Origin of the sequence: Flagellimonas sp., from assembly GCF_965215805.1 — a bacterium.
GTDB lineage: Bacteria > Bacteroidota > Bacteroidia > Flavobacteriales > Flavobacteriaceae > Flagellimonas.
Map to the genome: position 1 here is coordinate 1,072,395 of NZ_OZ244124.1, position 22,368 is coordinate 1,094,762.

Annotated in this window: 16 protein-coding genes and 1 tRNA gene; 13 read left to right on the forward strand and 4 right to left on the reverse strand. The window is 39.7% G+C overall.

Annotated features, from left to right (window positions below):
- Nucleotides 1-34: 34 nt before the first annotated feature.
- The 4 genes from ACOOE0_RS04800 to ACOOE0_RS04815 all read right to left on the reverse strand — a co-directional run bounded on the left by ACOOE0_RS04800 (nucleotide 35) and on the right by ACOOE0_RS04815 (nucleotide 3,251).
- Entirely contained in the window at nucleotides 35-463 is a 429-nt protein-coding gene (locus ACOOE0_RS04800; protein WP_420401339.1) for a DUF3592 domain-containing protein, read from the reverse strand.
- A 123-nt stretch (nucleotides 464-586) separates the two neighbouring features.
- Nucleotides 587-1,354, reverse strand: coding sequence for an enoyl-CoA hydratase/isomerase family protein (locus ACOOE0_RS04805; protein WP_420401340.1), 768 nt, complete (start codon nucleotides 1,352-1,354; stop codon nucleotides 587-589).
- Between the two features lie 49 nt (nucleotides 1,355-1,403).
- On the reverse strand, nucleotides 1,404-2,738 hold the full coding sequence (locus ACOOE0_RS04810) for an MATE family efflux transporter (RefSeq protein ID WP_420401341.1): 1,335 nt from the start codon (nucleotides 2,736-2,738) through the stop codon (nucleotides 1,404-1,406).
- 12 nt (nucleotides 2,739-2,750) lie between these two features.
- Complete coding sequence (locus ACOOE0_RS04815; protein ID WP_420401342.1) at nucleotides 2,751-3,251, reverse strand: GNAT family N-acetyltransferase; 501 nt, start codon at nucleotides 3,249-3,251, stop codon at nucleotides 2,751-2,753.
- Nucleotides 3,252-3,304: 53 nt separating this feature from the next.
- Here ACOOE0_RS04815 and ACOOE0_RS04820 point away from each other — a divergent pair, with 53 nt between their 5' ends.
- From ACOOE0_RS04820 to ACOOE0_RS04880, 13 genes are all read left to right on the forward strand, one after another.
- Nucleotides 3,305-4,102, forward strand: coding sequence for a universal stress protein (locus tag ACOOE0_RS04820; protein WP_420401343.1), 798 nt, complete (start codon nucleotides 3,305-3,307; stop codon nucleotides 4,100-4,102).
- Between the two features lie 55 nt (nucleotides 4,103-4,157).
- Nucleotides 4,158-4,231, forward strand: a tRNA-Ala gene (locus ACOOE0_RS04825).
- A gap of 309 nt (nucleotides 4,232-4,540) precedes the next feature.
- A complete protein-coding gene (locus tag ACOOE0_RS04830) occupies nucleotides 4,541-5,863 on the forward strand; it encodes a TolC family protein (RefSeq protein WP_420401344.1) in 1,323 nt (440 codons plus the stop codon).
- 18 nt (nucleotides 5,864-5,881) lie between these two features.
- Entirely contained in the window at nucleotides 5,882-6,895 is a 1,014-nt protein-coding gene (locus ACOOE0_RS04835; RefSeq protein WP_420401345.1) for an efflux RND transporter periplasmic adaptor subunit, read from the forward strand.
- 12 nt (nucleotides 6,896-6,907) lie between these two features.
- Nucleotides 6,908-10,006 carry an efflux RND transporter permease subunit gene (locus tag ACOOE0_RS04840; protein ID WP_420401346.1) on the forward strand — a complete coding sequence of 1,033 codons (3,099 nt, stop codon included), beginning with the start codon at nucleotides 6,908-6,910 and terminating at the stop codon, nucleotides 10,004-10,006.
- Nucleotides 10,003-10,248 carry a hypothetical protein gene (locus tag ACOOE0_RS04845; protein ID WP_420401347.1) on the forward strand — a complete coding sequence of 82 codons (246 nt, stop codon included), beginning with the start codon at nucleotides 10,003-10,005 and terminating at the stop codon, nucleotides 10,246-10,248. The genes ACOOE0_RS04840 and ACOOE0_RS04845 overlap by 4 nt, the downstream gene beginning before the upstream one ends.
- Before the next feature lie 154 nt (nucleotides 10,249-10,402).
- Nucleotides 10,403-11,515: a helix-turn-helix domain-containing protein gene (locus ACOOE0_RS04850; RefSeq protein WP_420401348.1), complete on the forward strand. Its 1,113-nt coding sequence runs from the start codon at nucleotides 10,403-10,405 to the stop codon at nucleotides 11,513-11,515.
- Nucleotides 11,516-11,652: 137 nt separating this feature from the next.
- Complete coding sequence (locus tag ACOOE0_RS04855; protein WP_420401349.1) at nucleotides 11,653-12,054, forward strand: hypothetical protein; 402 nt, start codon at nucleotides 11,653-11,655, stop codon at nucleotides 12,052-12,054.
- Between the two features lie 24 nt (nucleotides 12,055-12,078).
- The gene (locus ACOOE0_RS04860; protein ID WP_420401350.1) at nucleotides 12,079-12,966 is read left to right on the forward strand and encodes an ABC transporter six-transmembrane domain-containing protein; all 888 of its coding nucleotides are present in this window, start codon (nucleotides 12,079-12,081) and stop codon (nucleotides 12,964-12,966) included.
- A gap of 308 nt (nucleotides 12,967-13,274) precedes the next feature.
- A complete protein-coding gene (locus ACOOE0_RS04865) occupies nucleotides 13,275-16,574 on the forward strand; it encodes a tetratricopeptide repeat protein (protein ID WP_420401351.1) in 3,300 nt (1,099 codons plus the stop codon).
- A 7-nt stretch (nucleotides 16,575-16,581) separates the two neighbouring features.
- Entirely contained in the window at nucleotides 16,582-18,501 is a 1,920-nt protein-coding gene (locus ACOOE0_RS04870; RefSeq protein ID WP_420401352.1) for a DUF3857 domain-containing protein, read from the forward strand.
- A 19-nt stretch (nucleotides 18,502-18,520) separates the two neighbouring features.
- Nucleotides 18,521-20,485, forward strand: a complete 1,965-nt coding sequence (locus ACOOE0_RS04875) for a DUF3857 domain-containing protein (RefSeq protein ID WP_420401353.1) — start codon at nucleotides 18,521-18,523, stop codon at nucleotides 20,483-20,485.
- A gap of 971 nt (nucleotides 20,486-21,456) precedes the next feature.
- Nucleotides 21,457-22,368: a tyrosine-type recombinase/integrase gene (locus ACOOE0_RS04880; RefSeq protein WP_420401354.1), complete on the forward strand. Its 912-nt coding sequence runs from the start codon at nucleotides 21,457-21,459 to the stop codon at nucleotides 22,366-22,368.

Genomic DNA, 22,368 nt, shown 5'->3' on the forward strand with positions numbered 1-22,368 from the left:
TGGGGTTAAAGATAACCAATAACTGAGCGGAAACTTATCTGTAGGTGTAAAGCAAATAGCTGCCTCCTATGACCAATAGCGGTGATGCAATCATGAAAAGAATTACGCTGACGCGATAAAGCCCCCAAAAGGTGACCGTTTTTACATGGTCGCTATCCCTTCGGTCATAGACTATTTTCACTTTATCTCCCACCCGATAAGCTGGCGGACTGGAGCTAATTGGGCTTTTATAGGTTTGAGTGGTGTTTGATCGGTCCTTGAACTCAAAAACTGGGGTATAGGTATTGCCATCACTGTCGCTTTTAGTCAAAAGAGTGGTGACCACAGCTGTTGTCCTAATGCCTTCTTCCAATAATTTTTGGGTCTTCTGATATTGCTGCGCTGCAACCGATGCCAGAATCAAGCCTAGAACAAAGAAGAATCCATACAACAAAATCCACATGGTGTACCTTTTTGCTGCCATTTCGGCTATCGTTTATACCTTTTTTTGTTCCGAACCCGTGTTACAATATAAACCACGATGACCAATAAGGCCAAAATGGGAAAAACAAGATCGCTATTTAAATATGAAAGAATGTCCATGCTTTTATTTTTTGAACTTTTCCAATGCTGCTTTGGTGTTGGGAGATAACGCCAGCTTTCCGGATGCCTCTGCCCTGTCCATAAGCAATTGATCCCAGTGCGAGGTGCCTTCCCAAAGTACACGTTTCATTTCAGCAAGTGATTCGGCGTTATAGGTTGCCATTTTTTGAACGTGAAACTCCAACTCCTTGTCCATTTCGGCAATGGAGTCAAACACCTTGGCATATAGCCCTTTTTCCTTGGCCCAATATGCATTTTTCCATTCTGTGGGCGCATAGGAAAGTTCTGCCAGACCGGATTTCCCAATTTTGCGCTCCACTGCGGGAGCAATGACCATGGGCGCTATTCCAATAGAAATTTCGGATAGCTTGATAGAGGCCGCTTCAGTGGCATACACATAGTCGCAGGCCGAGGCAAGACCTACTCCGCCACCAACCGTTTTACCTTGAACCCGTCCAAAAATGGGCTGGCTACATTTTCTCATGGCGTTGATCACGTTGGCAAAACCCGCAAAGAACGCCTTACCTTCCGCCAGATTGGAAATGGCCACCAATTCGTCAAAAGAGGCGCCTGCGCTGAAAGCCCTGTCCCCTTCCGATTTTAAAACAATTAAGGAAACTTCCTTGTTTTCGGATATCTTATCAAATTCAGAAGCCAGTCTGGCCAACAATTCGGAAACAAACGAATTACTTGCCGGATGTCCAAATTCGACCCAGGCAATATTGTTTTCAATTTTAGTGTAGAGGCTTCCGTTTATTCTCTTGGTTGACATATATTTTTCAGCAATCAGTTGTCAGAACTCAGAATATAAGATTACTAAATTAACGGTTTTGCACCAACGGCTTAAATTTTCTTCTGAATTTCCATACCAGTGCCAGCCCTCTGATCATCATCCAAACCACAAAGGCAATCCAAATGGCATAAAATCCCCAACCCAGGTATTTGCCCAAATACAATGCGGGAACAAACCCTAGAAATGTAGCGGAAAGCAAAACGTTCCTCAAATACTTCATTTCTCCAAGTCCTTTAAAAAGGCCATCAAAAACAAAAGCCATGGTGTTCATGGGCAAGCCAAGAATTACTATGAAGAAAATGCTGTAGAAGGTGTTCAAAACAATCAGGTCATTTGAGAAAATCTCTCCTACCGAATAATAAAAAATAAAACCGAGAAGCATTAGGATTAGGCTCACGACCATTCCGTACTTCATAATCTTTGTTGCCAATCGCCAAAGTCCTTTGTAATCCTCAGCTCCCAATAATTTTCCACCCATGCTGTTGCCCGCAGCACCATATCCATCGATAAAAAAGGCGGCAAACAACCATAGGTTGATGGCAATGGTATGCGCCCCAATGAAACGATCCCCCAAGGCAGTGGCTTCCCTAACCGCTATGATCAATGCCGCATTCAGCGCCAGGGCCCTAACAAATAAATTGAGGCTCATGAAAATCAATCGCTTTAGTTCCTTGTTCAATGGGAAGACCAGCTTTAAGCTTATTTCAGTTTTTTTGATGAGCAGCACAAAAACCATCAAGGCCATTACGGCTTGGGAAATAAGGCTGGCCCATGCTGCGCCATCCAAGTACATGGCCGGGATAATTCCTTCTATGCCATATACGAATGCGAAGTCCAAAACAATATTTAGGGCTGCCCCGATCAAAGCAATGATCATGGGATAAAAAGTATTCTGCAGTCCCCGAAAAATACCAAAAACCGCAAAGGTGAATAGCGTTAGAGGAAATCCCCAGACCCGTATGGAATAGTACGAGATACAATACTGCAAGATTTTGCCCGAGGCTTCGAACAAACTAAAAATTTCCTCGATAATGAAAATCGTTGAGAGGAGGACCACAATGCTCAACAGGATATTGAAAAAAATAGCTTGGGCCGGTAGGTTTTTTACCTCCTCCAATTTTCCAGCGCCCAAATATTGCGAGATAATGGCCGAAATTGAACTTCGTGTTTGGCCCAAAACCCATATGAGCATGGATAAAAACGAACCTACGATGCCCGCAGCGGCAAGGGATTCAAGTCCATCAACGGGAATGTTACCCACTATTGCCGTATCCGTTATGGATAGAATAGGCTCCGCAATCCCTGAAATGGTGGCCGGAATTGCCAGCTGGTTGATGCTTTTTAAATTAACTGCAGTTGCCAAAGTTGGTGCAAGTTACAGCACTAGTTCGTAACAATGAAAAGGATGGCTACTTTGTTTAGGAAAGAAGATATCCCCCAGTTTTTGATATCCTCTTTGTTCATAAAACCGCTGATTTCTTTTGTTCTGGGAGAAGGTGTCCAGCCTTACGGAAGTAAACCTTTTCTCTTTGGATAGTTCTTCTGCAAAATCCATTAGTTTTTGGGCATATCCTTTGCCCTGAAGATTGGGGTCCACACAAATTCGATGAATATAGGAGCTGTTACCGTTGGGAGTCAACCATTCAATAGGGACATACTCTTCATCCATAAAAGTGGAAACTACAATTGCTCCAACTAGCTTGCCCTCAACTTCCGTTACATAGAGCTCCTCTCTTTCCAAATCTTTTAGAAAGGCTTGTTTTGAGGGGTAGTGTTCATTCCATTGATAAATTCCATCGCTCTCCATTTTTGCCGCGCAAGCGCGCGTAATTTCAAGAATACCATCAATATCTGAGATCTTTGCGAGTCTTATCATGGATTGGTTTCAATTTAATTGTAAATTTAAGCTATAATAATAACCACCAACCCATGAACAACATTCTTGTACCCATTGGAACATCCCCTAATTCTTCCGACACACTTCAATATGCCATTGACTTTGCTTCCAAGTTTGGGGCACAGGTCTATGTCATGGATGTGATCACTGTAATATCCGCAGCAGGAAGTCTAGCCAATGTGGAACAAAAAGTGGCCCAAAGCAGCAAAGTGCAAATTAAGGAGATCATTGACACGGTGAATACTGGTAAGGTGGACATCAAAATAGCCACTTACAATGGGGATATTGTGGATGGAGTGAAAAGCATCCATAAGGAGCTGGGCATAGACTTGATTATTATGGCCCCGCGAAGCAATGATATCAAAGAAGAACTTTACTTGGGGAACACCTCTGGTAGAATAGTGAAGCAGACCAACATCCCTGCACTATTGGTCCCCAAAGGAACAAAATTCAAGCCCATAAAAAGTATAATGACCGCCTTTGGTTCCGGGATTTTGAAACGAAATCGTGTTTTAAATCCCTTGGTGGCCATTAAGGATAAGTTCAGGGCCAGCATAAGCTTGCTTTTGGTAAAAAGGCCTGGCTATTCCGAGGAAGATTTACAGGTTAATACCGCTTTGTTGGATCTTAGCCAAAAATTGAACATTACAGAGCAGGCATCTACCTATTTGGGCGTATTGGAGTACTTTCAAAAAGAGCAGCCCGATATGCTGTGTGTGTTCCGAAGAAAACGTGGGTTCTTCAAGAAATTGTGGGAAAAGAACACCGTTCCCAAATCTGAATTTTTTGTTCCCATTCCTGTTTTGGTCCTAAGCGTAAAAAAAGTGTAGGCTTAGGCATTCCTATTTTGAAACTTTCATAAAAAGTCTTTCCTTTGCGCTCTGCGGGGGATTAGCTCAGTTGGCTAGAGCGCTTGCCTGGCAGGCAAGAGGCCACCGGTTCGAATCCGGTATTCTCCACACATTAAAGCACCTCAAAAGGGTGCTTTTTTTATGGGCCATGCAGCGTACTTAATTTATAGTAGCAGCGTTGACCCGCAATACGCTGGCCAATGACGGGGACTGGGAGATGAAATAGGAGAGTACTTTCCGACAAGGGCTAGGGCAATGGAGCGCCAATGGTATAAGACCATGTCCCCGTTAAATCCAGACATTTTTATCATTAATTATTATGTCCTGATTTATAGGGCAAGTCTTATACGGTATAAGGCAAAACTACATTTGCTTCGAAAAATGGGGGCTACCCTCCATCACAAAACAACGAAGCAAATGAAGTATCTATTGCACTCTTTATTCTTTTGGGTCTTTTGTGTTATCATAGGAATACACCCTCCATTGTATTCCCAGGAACTGGATCTGCAATCGTATATCGAATTGGTCAAACAAAACAACATCGATTTAAAGCAGAGTAGAAAACAGGTTTTGATTGCCAAGGAGGAAACCAAAATAGCCAAATCCGCACTATTGCCGAATGTGGGCATCAACGGGTTTTATCAGCGGGACTTCAATAGAAATTTCCTTTTTATCAATGATTTTGATGGAAGCATCACACGCTTACGGACCAATTTCAACAACAGTGTCAGTGCCAATGCTACGCTGAACCAAACCCTTTTTGATCCAGCCATTTTTTCCGCTGCAAAAATTGCAAGACTTGCCGAGGAAATCAGTGGATTACATGACGAACAGCTTCAGGATGAGCTTGTTACCCAAGCTTCCACTTTGTACTGGCAGGCGGTTTTTACCAAAGCGAGTGTTGCCGTACTCGATGAAAATTCGAGCTTGGCCAAAGCACAGTTGGCCCAAATCGAAAAACTACACAGCAAGGGCACGGTAAGTGATCTACAGGCACAACAAGCCGAGGTTTTCTATAAAAAGACACTCCCACCCCTTAAAAATGCCAAAAATCAATTTGAAAAATTGGTGAACGGCCTAAAAGAACTGGCAAATATTCCTTTGGAAGAGCGCATCATATTAACGGACAATCTTGAAACCATGGGCATCGACAATACCATGTATCCTGTTGAAGCGGATCTGGAGGAACGGCCACAGCTCAAGACCCTAAAAAAAGAGGTCGAGATTGCCGATAAGCATATCAAAATCAACAAAAAGTTCTGGTATCCAAAGCTCAATCTGACTGCAGCCTATAACTATGATGCCCAGGCCAATGATCTTAATTTCAGTGCTAACGAGAACAAATTGTTCCTTGTGCAGCTGGGAGTCAGTGTTCCCATTTTCTCCGGGGGGAGCAACAAGGCGAAAATTGCAAAGGCTTCCATTGAAAGGGAAACGGCGGCACTCAGGCTTGCAAAGACCAAACAGCATCTGCTCAACCAACTACGTACGGCCGAAAACAATTATAACAGTGCCGTGACCAATATTGAAACGTATATGGAGACTATTGTGCTCAATGAAAGCGAACTGGAAATTTTTAAAAAGCAGTTGAGTCTGGGCGTAGTCACTACCGTCGAATTCAAGGAAAGTCGTTTGAGGTTCACGCAATCCAAATTGGAATTGCTCAATGCGTATTTGGACTTGCATATCGCGCAACTTCAAATTTCACGAATCACAGGTCAATCCAATGGCAAACTATAAAATATAAAGTAGCAAAAAATGAAGACAATAAAACGTTTATCGATGTTGCTGATTTCAAGCATACTCCTGTCGGCCTGTTATTGGCCGGAAACCTCAAAGGAAACCACTAAGGAAGAACAGATCAATGTAAAGGCAATCATCTTAAAAAAAGAGCCTTACAATAAAACAAAGGTCTATCACGGGGAACTGCAATTTTCCAAATCAGCAAGTTTTGTCGCACAACAGTCGGGAATAGTAACCAAATTAAATGCTATGCCCGGTCAGAGAGTGCGGCAGGGTACAGTTGTAGTCGTATATCCTCCCTTGAATCACCAATTACAGATTGAGCAGGCACGAATTGAGCAAAACAAGATGACCAAAGATTATGAGCGGCAACAAGAACTGTTCAAGGCAGGTGCTGTCTCCAAAGTGTCCGTCGATGCATATAAAACCCAATTGGATGTTCTGGACAAAACGACCCAGCAAGTACAAAATATGAACACTGTCAAGGCCCCATTTAGTGGAACCATTACCCATGTTCCAGTCAAGGTCGGTGAGGAAGTGGGCATGGGGCAACCCCTGTTCAGCATGGCGGAAACGGCTGCGGTGGAGGTGAATTTTTATGTAACTCCACAAGACATTGCCCCTATAGCAGTAGGAGCAACAACCTATTTGATTCTTCCCCATAAAAAGATTGAAGGGAAAATCACAAGGACATCCATCCAAATGGATCCAAAACGAAAAGCATTTCTGGTCACCGCCTCATTTAAGAACGAAGGTGTATCGTTTGCGGGCACTCATGTTGAAATCGAGTTGGAAACCGGAGTTTCACTTTCAAGTATTTGGATACCTGTGGAATCGTTGAAACAAATTGGGAATAGGCATTACGTGTTCGTCATCGAAGATGGCAAAGCCATTGAAACCGATGTGAAAATAGGGCAGCGAAACGAAACTTCAGTGCAGATCATTAAGGGCCTGGAAGTTGGACAGCATTTGATTACCGCCGGCTCGGAAAAAGTAGAAAGAAGCAGCCCCGTTTCAATCATTCAGTAAAATACATCAGCTATGAAAATTACCCAATTCGCAGTATCAAGGCCGGTTACCACCTCAATGGTCTTTTTGGCACTATTGCTATTCGGATTTATGTCCTATGTAAAACTGCCGGTAAACCTAATGCCCGAGGTCAATCTACCAGCCATGGTCATCATTACGGACTATCCCGGGGCAACCCCAGGGGAAGTGGAAACCGAGATTACCAACCTGCTTGAAAAGGAAGTGGCAACCATCAATGGGCTCAAGCTTATGCAATCGTACTCCATGCCCAATATGTCCATGATCATCGTTCAATTTGAACTGGATAAAGACCAAGACAAGGCCATGGCCGAACTGCGAAACAAGATAGATCTGGTGGTTTCCTTTTTGCCCAAGGAGGCCAAGTTGCCGTTTGTTCGCAAACGATCCAAACCCCTGTTGGCACCTTTTAGCATGAACAGTGGTTCCGTGGTGGATCTGATCATTACCGGAAATGTGGATGCCAACAAACTCTACCAACTATCGAGAAGGGAAATCAAGGATAAACTATCTCGCATTGATGGGGTCACCAAAATTGAGTTCAATGGTGGAAAATTACGTGAAATACATGTGGAGGTCGACAAGAGCGGCCTTTACGGTCTGGGCATGAACATCACGGAGGTCGCCACACAGTTAAAGGACAACAATGTGGATATGTCAGGCGGTGATATCGTAAGGGAAGACAGGGAATCCATCATCAAGACCGGCAATAAGTACAATTCTGTTGAATCCGTCAAGAACACCTATATCGCCACCCCTTATGGGGAAAAGAAACTGACCGATTTTGCCACGGTAAAAGACAGCTTCCAACTTTCAAAAAATGATGCCTTCTTTTACGATGGAATTGAAAAAAAAGAACTGAACAATATTGTGGGTATTAGCGTGCAGAAAAGCAGCACTGCAAACGCAGTATCCATAGCAAAGGCGGTAAAGAAACTGGTTCCCGAAATCCAAAAAAACCTGCCCCAAGGGGTTACCCTGAGCTTGCCATTCGACTCCTCGGAATATATAGAAAGTTCGGTGAACGATGCCATGATGAATGTTATTCTGGGAATCATTGTCACGGGTTTGATCTTATTTCTCTTTGTAAACAATATTAAGGCCACGGTAATCGTGAGCATCTCCATTCCCGTATCGCTCATTATCAATTTTTTGGCCATGAGGCTTTTTGATGGGTCGCTCAATATGCTGTCGTTGATGAGCTTTGCTGTGGCCATTGGGGCTTTGGTTTCCAACTCCATCGTGGTCTTGGAGAACATTCTTCGCCTCAAAAGAGAGGGTTTGCCCATGAATGAGGCCTGTGTCACCGGTACCCAAGAAGTCTTTACGGCTGTCTTGGCGTCCACGGGCACCAACTTGGTGGTGTTCTTGCCGATTGCCTCGATGAATTCCATAGTTGGTGCTTTCTTTAGGGAATACGCCCTGACCATTTCGTTCGCGACTATTTTTTCGCTTCTGGTCTCCATTACCTTAACCCCGATGCTGGCATCAATTTTATTGAAGAACGATCCAAAACCCTCCAAGTTTTCCAATTGGATCATTAAATCATTTGACAGGCTTCAAGAAATTTATGAACGATCATTGCGAAGGTTGATGTCAAGAAAACGCAATCCCATCATCCTATTTGCCGTGATGTTCTTCTTCTTTATCATGAGTCTGGGATTGCTGGGGGAAATCGGATTTGAATTTGAACCGGAATCCGATAACGGGGATTTGTTCGTTGAGCTTGAAATGCAACCGGGCACATCAATGGAGAAAAACAGGGAACTGACCAAACTGGTCGAACAGAAGATTGCCTCATATCCTGAGGTAAAGGCGGTATTGAGTATGTTGGGAAGCAAAAACTCCTTTACCACCGGCTCCAATTACACCAATATCTCATTGAAGCTCAACAAACGGGTGGAACGGGAGTTATCGAATGCGCAAATTGGCGAGAAACTATTGAACGACCTCAAGGAGATACCAGAAATAAAACCCGTGGTAGCGACCATCAATTCTGAAGAAAGTGGTGGTGATTTGGGATTTTCCCTAAAATCTAATGATGCCGGACAACTGTCTCAAGCAAACGATCAGGTCATGAATCTTTTAAAAGATGTGGAAGGTTTGATTTCTTTCGAATCTAGCTTACGAAATGGTCCGCCCTTGCTTCAGTTCAAGCCCAAGAAGCGTTTGTTGGCCGAACTGGGCATCTCGGTCCATGAATTGGCATTGGTTATTCGTAGTGCCATTACGGGTATCAAGGCCACGGTAATGAGTGAAAACGATGTGGAGTACAACATCAATATCAAGGTTCCTGTTGCCCAGGCCAACTCGGTCGAAGATATCAAACAGCTCCCTGTCCATACAGCGACGGGTATGTACTCTGTTGGGCAGTTGGCCGAGGTGTCCTATGAAACCGCCCCTGCCCAAATCCTCCATAAAGAAAAGTCAAAGACCGCCGAGTTCAGCGCCACCTTGGCCCCCGGTTATATATTGGGAGATGTTAGGGCAATGGTCGATGCAAAGTTCAACGAAATAAATCTACCCGCCGGTGTCGATTTCCAATGGAGCGGTAATGTAGAGGAATTGGACAACACGGTGACCGATATGACTGTTACCTTTCTATTGGCCTTAGTGTTGATGTACATGCTTCTGGCCTCCCTAATGGAAAGTCTATGGCAGCCCTTGGTCATTTTTACTACCGTGCCCATGGCCTTGATAGGGGTTTTTATCATCATGTATTTTGCTGGAACAACTATGAATATCATGTCCCTAATGGCCATCATTACCCTGCTGGGTCTGGTGGTGAATGACGATATTTTGATCCACGACTATACCGAACAATTGATGCATAAAAAGAAAATGGACATTCATAGTGCTACCATTCTTTCGGGGAAAACCAAAATGAAGGCTGTTATTATGACCACGGTTGCGATTATATTTGGAATGCTACCCAACGCCATTGGTCTGGGCGATGCGGGAGCGGAATACAGAATCCCCATGGCCATCGTGACCATTGGTGGGATGATCACCTCCACTGTGCTGACCCTGTATCTGATTCCTTCTTTGTTTTATGTCATTAGAAGTAGAAGGCAAAAAAAGGCAGTCGGATGAAACCACCAAAAATTGAAATTGTAAAGTTTTTGGCCGTAATGATAGTTTTCTTGATAGGAATGATCATTATGATCGTCCATCAAGTGCAAAATACATGGATTTGGATCGGGTATATCAGCGTGTGGTGGTGGGCAGAAGTGATCGTGGCCAAAAACTTTCATGTAAAATTGTGGGTCTGGGTACTTATTTTGGCATTGATCCTGACAATAGATGTGTTGGTGATCCTCTTCTTTGTCCAATGATGACTAGCCTTGTATTTACAAATCCGAAAGAACACGAACTCCTTTAATTGATTCGCTAGTTGTGCAGCAGTAACAATAAGTCACATAAAACCATTCCATAGGAAACGGGGGGAATGTCCCATTTTTTATAGGCATTAAGTGCTACATTTGCCCTATGGATGCTTTAAACATAGCCCCCTTATTAAGTCTCACCGTAGGGGTATTTTTGTTTGTTTTCATTTTGTTCAGAAAATCAGGCCTGGGCAGGGATAAAAGACTTCGCTATGTTTTGGCGGCACTGGTCTTTTATTTTGCATTCGTATCATTTGATTACTATACCACCCTAAGCGAACCCGGGAGCAATTGGTACTTTGGGGTATCCTATATATTCCACCACTTGGTAGGATTTCTGTTCTATTACTTTATCGTCCTATTGATAAAACTACCGGTAGCTTTTAAAAAATGGGTGTTTATCATTATAGGCCTTACCATTCTGAGATGGTTGTTCTTTTATCCCCTTTTTGAACATGAAAGTATTGATGAGTTTTTTACATTATTACAGACCTCAGATTATGCCGAGTGGTTGTCATTGGAATACCTTTTGGTCACCTTGCTCAACATTTTCTTCTTCTTCCTGGCGTACTATCGTTTTAGAAAGGCGCCGATGGCATTGGTACTTACCAAAGAAGAAAGGCTCAAGTACAAATGGGCTAAATTGATATTGATCACTCTTGTAATTTTGCAACTGGGCATGTTCATCAACCTTGTCGTCAACGGTTATACTCTGGACACCTATCAAATCTCCATGAAGTTTGAATCGCTGTTGATCGCTATATTCTTTTTCATTTTTGCCTATTCCATTATGCATTTTCCCGTATTTGCCTTTTCGGGAGATTTTGAAGATTTACCAGAAGAAACCAAAAAAAAATATGCCAAATCCTCATTGAAAGATTCGTCTGAACTCTTTGATCAAATAAGCACCTTGGTAAGGGAAGAACAATTGTATCTCGATTTTGATTTAAAATTGAACACATTATCTGAAAAGTTGGGAAGTTCCGTCCACCATGTTTCACAGGCAATCAATCAAAATTCGGGCATGACATTTCCTGATTTCATCAATGGTTTTCGAATTGAGGAAGCCAAAAAGCGGCTGCTCATGCCAAAACCAGACACCATCTTCGCCATTTCTCTCGATGTGGGGTTCAATAGCAAAGCGGCATTTTATACCGCTTTTAAAAAAGTGACTTCCCAGACCCCCACAGAATTTAAAAAGGCCTCAAAAATTTAGCTCCAATAAAAATCGTATCACTGTCCAAAGTGCCTTGGTCATGATTCAAGGCAGTTTTTATGTTCAGTATTATAGGGAGCGGCATTCTTGCAAATCGCTAAGGCTACTTTTGACTTTAATTCTTTAAAAATAGTCGTATGAAATCCTTAACAACATTCACTACCCTAGTGGTAGTATTAGTGTCAATCACAAATTTGACGGCCCAAAACAATCCATTGACCGGAAAATGGGAAGCGGAGTATGAGGAGAACAATGAGAAATTCTATGTGACTTATGAATTCAGAAATGAAAATGGAAAGCCTACCTGTTATGCCACCTACATCAAAGATGATAAAGGGCGTGGTGAAGAACACGAATCACTGGCAATAAAGGACATCGTTTTTGAAGGGGAAAAAGGTACTGGAAAGTTCATAATTGATCATAAAGGGAAAAATTATGAGGTCAGGGCGAACCTTAAATTGAGTGATAACAACACCTTGGTCGTAAGCTATTCGGCATGGGGCTATTCCGATAATGAAACTTGGAAACGATTAAAGTAATTTCCAATGCTAAACGGACGGCATATGTTCGATAAGGAAAGAATCTGGAAAGGTATCCGAAAACGACTCGATGCTGAAAGGGTGACCCTACGGTCCGTGTTGTTGGAATTCAAGTGGAAGCTCAGCCTTGTATTCTTTTTGATCTTGGTCGAATCAGCTATCGAATTACTGATTCCCTTGTTCATTGGTTTTGCAATAGACAGTGCCATTAACGGAAGCTATATGGGTGCCCTTCAACTTGGCGCATTGGGAGTACTTATTATTCTGATTGGCGGGGGACGCCGATTTTTCGATTCAAGAATTTATGCCAAGATATACCGAAGGCTGGGTAATACAATGCTCTTGAAAATAGATGGGAACCGGTCGTCAATAAAAACCGCAAGATTGGGAATGATCAATGAGATTGTCGAGTTTTTGGAAAATTCCCTTCCGATGTTGGTCTCTACTATTATAGGAATGGTGGGAGTGGTCATCATCATTGCAAGTCTGAACCTCAACGTATTTTATATTGGTCTAGCTGCCACATTTTTGGTCTTTCTCATTTATTTTTTGACCAGTAATAGGACCACAGATTTAAATAGTGCCTATAACAATGAGTTTGAAAAACAGGTAGATGTTATCACAACAAATGACGGTACATTGCTCGCGTCCCATCTAAAAAACATGATGAAATGGAATATTAAACTATCTGATCTGGAGGTATTCAATTTTTCCATGTCGTGGTTGGTCTTGATGGCCTTTTTGGTGCTCTCCATCGTATTTTCGGTAAGTACGGGCAATGTGGCATACGGAGCTTTATTTTCGTTGATCATCTATGTTTTTCAATACATAGAAAGCGTAATTGCTTTACCCATGTTTTATCAAAATTGGTTGCGACTGAAAGAAATAAAAGGGCGATTGGAAAAGTTGTAGGTACGTAGGAAGTAGAAATGAAGAAAAAAACTAAACTGATGTTAAACCATTATTGATTTCTGCATAGTCTTGTTAAGCGGCCTTTTTATAGGTCCTTTTATTTGATGCTGTAATCTTTTATTTGCCAAGTCCCAAATATGATCTCCTTTAGTAGTTTCCTGAAGTAACTCCAACTGGAAATCCCAAAAGGTTATTCTTGCTACTTGATTAAGTATACGAATTTGCAAGTTAAACGAGATTATTTCTTTTAACATCGAAATTCCCTACAAGAAGAGTAGAATTATCAGGTGCTTTTTTATATTTGAGAAATGAAGAAATACCTACCCCTACTACTATCCCTTTTTTTTAGCCTCCTCAGTTCAGCCCAAGAAAAAATCCCTTTCATAGATTACGATTCTGTGTCCGAAAAGATGAGTGAAGCCGCCGAAAAGGGCGAGTATGAAAAAACAGTAGAATATCTAGAAAAGATTAGTAAAAATGACTCTACCTACTGCTCAGTAATGGTAACAAAATCATATTATTTAATGGCTCAAAAAAAATATGATGAGGCTATTGCAGTAACCGACGAAGGGCTGGGTTCCAACTGCTATGATCTACATAGTTCATTTTACGTTAACAAAGTGGCTTCGCTCTTAGGGCAGGACAAAAATCAAGATGCTCTAGATCTCTGTGAGTTAGGGTTAAAACGATTTCCACAGAATAAGACACTATGGTATAACAAAGGAGTTTGTTTGGAAAAAAGAGATAAATGGGAAGAAGCAGTTAAAGCATATCAAAAGACAATCCTTCTAGACCCCTTTTACAAAAGTGCTTATTTAAAATTGGGAGACATCTGTTACAAACAAGAGTTAATTAGTCAGGCTTTAATGTCATATAACATGTATTTGCTGATTGAACCTGATGCGGACAATGCGTTTAGTGTTCTAAAGCTGCTCAACACCGCTGCTCAAAGTAAGAATAGTTATGAGAAGAATCCTGATATAAAAGTTTCCGAAGATGATGCATCATTCGAAGAAATTGACTTGATAATCAACAACAGAGTTGCACTGAACGAAAAGTATGAAACAGGGAACGAAATTGACATTGCCATAATAAGACAAAACCATGCCCTTATGGAGTCTCTAAAGAACTTTTCCGGGAATGGGGGGTTTTGGGACACCAAGTTTGTCCCATTCTATCAATGGATTGTGAATCAAGGGCTTTTTGATGCTTTCAGCTATACCCTATCATATTCCATTGAGAATGAAACTTACGCAAAAGTTATCGAAAAGAAGATAGACGAGATTCAGGAGTTTTTTGACCTATCCAAACAGAAATGGGCAGATATTGTAAAAAACAATACCATCAAACAAAATGGAAAAGAAGAAACGTTGACCTATTATTTTGAAGATGGCTATACCAAAGGCATTGGTCAAACTGCAAACAATGTTGTTGTGGGAGCTTGGGAGTTGTTTAATGACAGGGGAAGATTGACCGCAAAAGGAACATTTAGTCCTGAAGGTGGTAGAGATGGGGAATGGATATTCTTCAATGCGCAAGGAAAACTTAAGGAATCAGCTCAATATATAAATGGAAAATTGAATGGCAAAAACGTTCTATATCATGAGAATGGAAAACCAAATATTCTTGCCAATTATAAGAATGATAATTTGGATGGAGAGTATTTGCTTTACAACAAAAAAGGTGCATTGCAGCAAAAAAAGTACTTCACCGATGGTCAGTTGGATGGCGAGTTTTATTCGTACCATGATGTGGGTGAAGAGTTAATAAAATCCAAGGCGACGTATGCAAAGGGAAAAGTAAAAGGAAAGTATAGCGAGTACTTTCCAACTGGAACAATAAGCTCCGAAATAAATTTTAAGGATGGAAAGGCTCACGGTCAAGAGACCAAATACTATTTAAATGGTGAGTTATATACAGATTTAAACAGCAAAAATGGATTTGTAGATGGGTATTACAAGTTGTTTTATCCCAACGGGTCGCCAAAAGAAGTTGGGCAATCTTTTGAAGGCAACTATGTGGGACACTGGCAAACTTTTTATAGCAATGGTACTCTAGAAAGTGATTTTAACTACGATGACAAAAGTCAAACTGACGGAGAATATAAATACTATGACGTTGATGGAAAACTGCACTATATTTTTGAATACCGTAAAGGTGAGTTCATTGCCTATAAGTACTATGACAAAGAAGGTAATGTAATTGAAGAAAACCGCAAAAAGGGAGGTGAGTTTTACTACAAAGGTTATTCGCCAAATGGTAAAATTAAGTCCGAAGGATTATATGACATTAAAGGGGGAAAGAAAGGCAAGTGGAAGTATTATTCCAAACACGGTATTTTAACTGACGAAGGGGTATATGAAGACGACAAATTACAAGGAGAATATAAAGAATATTATACCAGCGGGGAGTTGCAGACCAGTTCCCACTATAAAAATGACACACTAAACGGTTATTATGTCATTTACCATAAAAACGGTAAAATAAAAAGACAAGGATGGTATAAGGATAATAATGCCCACGGGGAATGGAAATCATATGCCCCAGATGGTGTTGTAAATGAAATAAACTTTTATCACAAAGGATTATTCCATGGAGAACAATTAATTTTTTCTGGAAAAGGACTTAAAACTCAAGCTAGTATTTACAATTACGGCAATCAATCAAAAGACATTTATTACGATGTGGATGGAAACGTATACCATACAGTCGATTATGATAAAAGCGGAAAAAAATATGAGTTGAGCTATAAGCATCAAAACAAAAAGCCAAGTACTAAAATAACCTATGTCAACGGTATAAGGCATGGCCCTTTTTCATATTTTGATTTCTATGGTTTAAAGAAAACTGAAGGTAATTACCTAAACGGAAAGTTACATGGAGAGGTGACTTGGTATCATGATAACGGAAAGGTGGAAACCGTTGCAAATTATGTGAATGGAGAATTGGACGGGGATTACATTTATTATTATGAAAATGGGACTTTAGATACCAAAACTTATTATAGCTCAGGAAAACTCCAAAAGAATGCTGTCAGCTATTATGAAAATGGCAGCATAAAAAGTAGAGGCGAATATTATGATGACAAGCGACATGGTAGAAGAGAAATTTACAGCCCAAACGGTAAGTTACAACTTGTTAGATTTTATGAATATGGGCGTTTAAAAGGTTACAGCTATCAGGATGAAAACTCCAAAGAGATGCCGATGATTCCCATTGAGAACGAAACAGGCAAAATGTTGGCCCATTATGATAACGGGAAGATATCCATGGACATTGAGTATGGCAATGGGAAGTTGGTCAATGTATACAAAGAATATTATTATTCAGGACAATTGCTGGAAGAAATACATTATGCCAAAGGAGAAATTGAAGGAAGAAGAGTGGAGTACTTTTCCAATGGTAACATAAAAAAAGAACGCCAGTATCAATTGGGGAATTTAAACGGTATTGTAAGGGAGTACTATGACAACGGCAATTTGAAGAAGGAGGAAACTTATTTACACAATATCAAAGAAGGTGTTTCCAAGAAGTACAATGAAAACGGGAAACTAATGATTGAAGAAACTTATTTCAATGGCGATATTATTTCATCTACTTCCAAATAGAAAGGGTTTGAGAATAAGAACGCTTATTATTCTGCTGCTTGGGTATACTTCGTATTCACAAATTTCGACTGACTATAAAAAGTACAAGGAACAGTATCCAAACTCCCAATCTGTTAGATTGAACCAAGAGGCAGTTTTGAATATTGGCCTTGACAAGGGACAATTTGTAATATCCCAAGAGTCCTTGGAGGAAGACATATTCCTATATGATAGTGCTAAAAATGATGCAAAACAATCATTGAGTTACTCCTCTTTTTACGAGTTGGAACAAATAGAGGCATCTTCATTTGTGATAAGGGACAATAAGTATGAAGAGCTAAAAGTTTCCAATTTTAAGGATAAAGATGAATTGGAGGGGTCATTTTACGATGATGTAAAATCAATCAATTTTATCTTTCCAAGTTTGGGTCCAGGGGCAAAAACTAGACTAAGTTATAAGCAAATCATAAAGAATCCGCGTTTTTTGAGTGCCTTCTATTTCGGGAACTTTTACCCTATTAAAGACAACAAATTCACCATCATTTCGGACAATACTGTTAAGCTTAGATTTCAAGAGGTTAACATGGACGGTTTGCTTGTTGAATTCACTGAAAAAAAGACTAGAAAACACAACATATATACCTGGCAAGTAAAAAACATCGATGAATTTAAATATGAGGAAAAAGCACCGGATTATAAGAGCATTTTACCACATATCATCCCAATAATTGTTTCATATGAGTCCAATGGGGAAACGGTTAACCTTCTTGAAGATGTGTCGGATTTGTATAGGTGGTACTTTTCACTTGTGGAAAACTTAAATGATGAGCCAGCTCCCAAAGAATTGGTACAACTTGTTGAAAATCTAACGGCCAACAAAAAAAATGAGCTTGAAAAGGTAAGAGCCATTTACTATTGGGTTCAGGAAAATATAAAATACATAGCATTCGAATATGCCTTGGGCGGATTCGTTCCAAGGGAAGCAAGTGAAGTGTTTCGTAAAAAGTATGGTGATTGTAAAGACAATTCAAGTCTATTATTAAAAATGCTCGATATAGCTAATATTAAGGGAAACTTGGCTTGGATTGGCACAAGAAGTATCCCATATAGCTATAAAGATGTTCCAACCCCATCAGTTGATAATCATATGATTTTACATTATGAGTATCAAGGGAAATCTTATTTTTTGGATGCTACCGGAAGGTTCAACGCAATGGAAATGCCAACATCCTTTATTCAAGGGAAGGAAGCATTGGTTTCGATGGGAAGAGATTCATTTATGATAAAAAAAGTTCCCATAATCGATCCATTAAAAAATATCTATAGAGATTATTCTATCATTGAGTTGGAAGGCAATAATTTGAAAGGGAAATCAAGGTCTGAATTAGCTGGTTACGGGAAAATAGACCTCTTCTATCGCTTGGAAAAGAACAATGCCAAAACAAAACTTCTAGATATATACAACTCAGGTTTTCAAAAGGGGAACAACAGTTTCCAAATTTCCAATTTTACTGAGACAAACAAATATAGTTATGATGACAACCTCATTGTGGAATACGATTTTAGTGTGCCCAATTATGCCAAAACTTTGGGAGATGAAATCTACATTAACTTGAATCTGGGCAAGACCATTGTTTCTAACCTGAAAACAGATGATAATCGAACTGTTCCATTGGAGCACAGATATTTAGATTCAGGTGAGTATCAATACGTATTTAATATTCCTGAGGGCTACATAGTTGATTATTTACCTGAAGGAATAACCCTATCAAATGAATACTTTGATTATGGCATAGCTTATGAACTTCAATCAAACCAAATAATATATAAACGCAACTTTCGGCTTAATGCACTGGTTTTTGATTCCGATGCCCAAAAAAAAGTAAACCAGCTTGCAAAAAAAATTGAGCGGCAACATAAAGAGGTTGTTGTGCTCAAAAAACATTAATATAACTTCCATAACCCCTATGAAAAATCTTTATTTTCTGGCACTTGTTTTTTTATCCTATTCGATTCATGGCCAAGACGACCTTTTTGTGTCAAGCTACAATTGGGATAAAACGCCTGAATATAAATTACCCGTTAACAATGAAGAGCCAATGATGGCTTTAAAGGAAAAATACGTTACAGAGTTTGCCTATTCAAATGATAATGCCTTCACCGAACACTATCTTGAACACAAGGCACTTTGGTTGAACAGTAACGATAAGATTGAGGCATATAACAAAATATATTTGCCTTATTCCGCCAATTCTGTGTTGCTTGTAAGTAAAGCAAGGGTAATAACAAAGGATTCTAAAATCATTGAATTGGACGAATCTAAAATCCTAACGGCGCAAGATGAAGAAACCGGGAAACACTACAAATATTTTGCTTTTGAGGGTGTGGAAAAAGGTAGTGTCATTGAATACTTTTATATAGAAAAGAAGAACCCTAGTTATAGTGGGATAGCATTTCGGTTGCAGTCGGATTTTGACAAAAAAAATATAGATTTTGATGTATACTCTCCTTCGAACTTGGTATTTCAGTTTAAATCCTATAATGGATTACCGGAAGTTGTTCAGGATACATTATCAAAAGACAGATTACATTGGAATTTAAACCTAAAGAATCTAGAAGGTTTACAGAAGGAGGAACAAGCCCCTTACGCTGCTTCTCGTGGCTATTTGATTTATAAGCTTGACAAAAATCTAAAAACCAATAAAAGTGACCTATCCTCGTATGGCAAGGTTGCTCAGAATATTTATAACTATTACTATACGGAACCAAGCAAGAAGGCTAACTCTCTAATTCAACAGTTTGCAACCTCCTCAGCCAAAAACAATGATGATTTAGAAACCCAAATCAGAAGTATTGATAATAAAATAAAATCAGGATTTATCTTATCGGAGTTTGGAGATGAGAACCTTACTAATCTGGAGGAAATCCTTGAAAAGAAAGTGGCCAGTTCCTCAGGAATGATAAAGCTTTATGTTGCGCTGTTGAGGCACCTTCAAATAACCCATGAAATTGTTATAACATCTGATCGTCAAGTTTTAAAATTTGACAAGGATTTTGAAGCCCATAACTTTTTAAAGGATTTCTTGATTTACTTTCCCGACCTGAAAACTTACCTTTCTCCCACAGATATGCAATCCAGATATGGTTATCCTCCTGCCTTTTTAACGGATAACTATGGTCTTTTCATAAAGGAGGTAAGTGTTGGCTCTTTTAAATCTGCTATAGGGAAGGTCAAATATATTGAGCCTTTAAGTGCGGATAAAACCATTGATAAAATGGTACTTGATGTCCAATTCGACCAGGAAGATTTAACCTATAACTTGATAAAGCTGCAACGTTCTTTTTCGGGTTACTATGCCATGCCGTTTCATCCCTACATGGATCAGATAATTGGAGATAACAGGAATGAAATGATGGAGGGGCTGGCAAAAACCATGAATGAGAATATCGAGGTTAAAAAAATGGAATTGGTCAATGAAAACCCAGACCTTTTCGGAATAAAGCCAATACAGTTCATAGTAGATTTAAAGTCTGACGCTTTTGTTGAAAAAGCTGGACGAAAATACTTGTTTAAATTGGGTGAACTAATAGGCCCTCAAATAGAAATGTATCAGGATAAAAAACGTGTGCTTCCTTTGGAAAACGAGCATACTAGAAGCTATTACCGGACACTCAACATTACTTTACCTAAAGGCTACAGGGTGGTAAATCTGGATGAACTCAACATTGAAAACAAATATGATGAGAATGGAGAAGAACTCTTTTCATTTATCTCATTTTATGAATTAAAGGATAATGTTTTGAGCATTACTGCGGACGAACATTATAGAACCAATATTGTTGTTCCATCTATATTTGAGGAGTTTAGAAAAGTGATTAATACGGCAGCTGATTTCAACAAAATTACATTGATACTAGAGCCCGAAGGCTAATACTAAAAATAAAATCTTACTCGATTTCCTAGAGTATTTCCACAATTTTGCCAAGGGTGTCTGTTTTATTAGTGTTTCGCTTCGAACCCTGGCCTCCAAAGCAGTTCTTTGTGGGAACAATCACAAAAAAGAATCTTTGTCGCTATAAGAGGTTTAAGAACGCTCGCAGTTGTTGGGTGCATTCAGACTTTCCTTGATATACTATGTCAACTAGTAGAGAATAACCATCTGACATTCTTATTAACACTAGCCACAACTGAATATTATACTCTTATTTATGCAAGGTGGTCTAAAGAATTTGTACTAAATCCGAAACACTTTACCCAAGCAAATATCGTACAATTTTAAAAACAAAAAATCCGCAACAAACTGTTTATTAGTTAATTACGGATTTTTAAGTGGTCCCACCTGGGCTCGAACCAGGGACCCCCTGATTATGAGTCATTCGCATATACTTAATTAGGGTTAACACAGATATAGTAATTTACTGTTTTTCAGCAGCATAAAAATATAAGTTTTAATCCTATCTCACAAAATTTCATTATTTTTCTGCAAATTTTCTGCAAATAATCTGAACCATTTTTATTTAGTAAAAAAAATGAACGATGAGTAAGGAGTATTCCATTACCTTTTACTTTGACACCAGGCGTAAGAAGGGTAAAAACACTTTTCCGCTTAAATTAAGGTTATACCACCCCCCAAGCACTAAAGAAAAACTTTTCCGTACTGGTTACTATTTTACCATTGCGGAATATGATCAGGCAGTGAAACTGAGGCCTGCAAAAGGGGGTAATAAAATAAGAAAAGAGCGAAAGGCAGAAATATCTGAAATACTTCATGTCCTTCGAAACAAAGCTGAATTGATTCTAAAGAACCTCCCCAATTTTTCGTTTGAGGCATTTGAAAAAAGGTACTATAACAAGTCTGCCGCATTGTCCATTGGTGATTATTACCAAACCAAGATAGAAGCTTTGGAACAAGAGGGCAGAGTTAGAACTGCTGAAAACTATAGCCTGTCCTATAGAAGGTTGAAAGGATATATAAATCTAAGTCGAATAAAAAAGTTGGATGACATTCCGTTCGAAAAAATATCTGTTGGTTTTTTAAAGAAATATGAGAAATACCTAGTCAATGAGGGGTGTTCATTAGCCACAATTGGAATCTATTTGAGGCCATTGCGGGCCATTTTTAACCTTGCCATCAACGACCCAAATTCAGGACTTAGGGAATCAATGTACCCGTTTGGGAAATCACAATACCAAATCCCAACCGGACAGAATGTGAAAAAAGCATTGTCTCCGGAACAATTAAAAACCCTATTTGAATCTAAACCAGAGAATGATCAACAGAAAAAGGCCAAAGATTTTTGGTTCTTTAGCTATCTGGCAAATGGGATGAATTTCAAGGATATTGCCGAGCTCAAATATGGCAACCTTAGCGATAACCGCATTTCTTTTTACCGAGCAAAGACTCAAAGGACCACTAAAAGCAACCCAAAGTTAATTCAGGCAATGCTGCCTGTATTTGCTCTTAATGTTATTGAAGAATACGGTAATAAGAATAGTAAAAGTGAGGATTATATTTTTCCCATCCTTTCGCAAAGCGACTCCGCCTTACAAGCTGCAAACAAGGTAAAAGACTTTACAAGATTCGTGAATCAACATATCAAAAAATTGGCGATGGAAAATGGCATTACTGATGAAATATCGACTTATTGGGCAAGGCATAGTTTTACTACTCAAGCAATAAGAAAAGGGGCCAGTATGGAGCTATTACAGGAAAGTCTCGGACATAAAAGCCTTTCGACAACACAAAATTACTTTGCTGGTTTCTCAAATGATGTCAAACAAAAGCTTAGTGAAAGCCTCTTAAATTTTGATTGA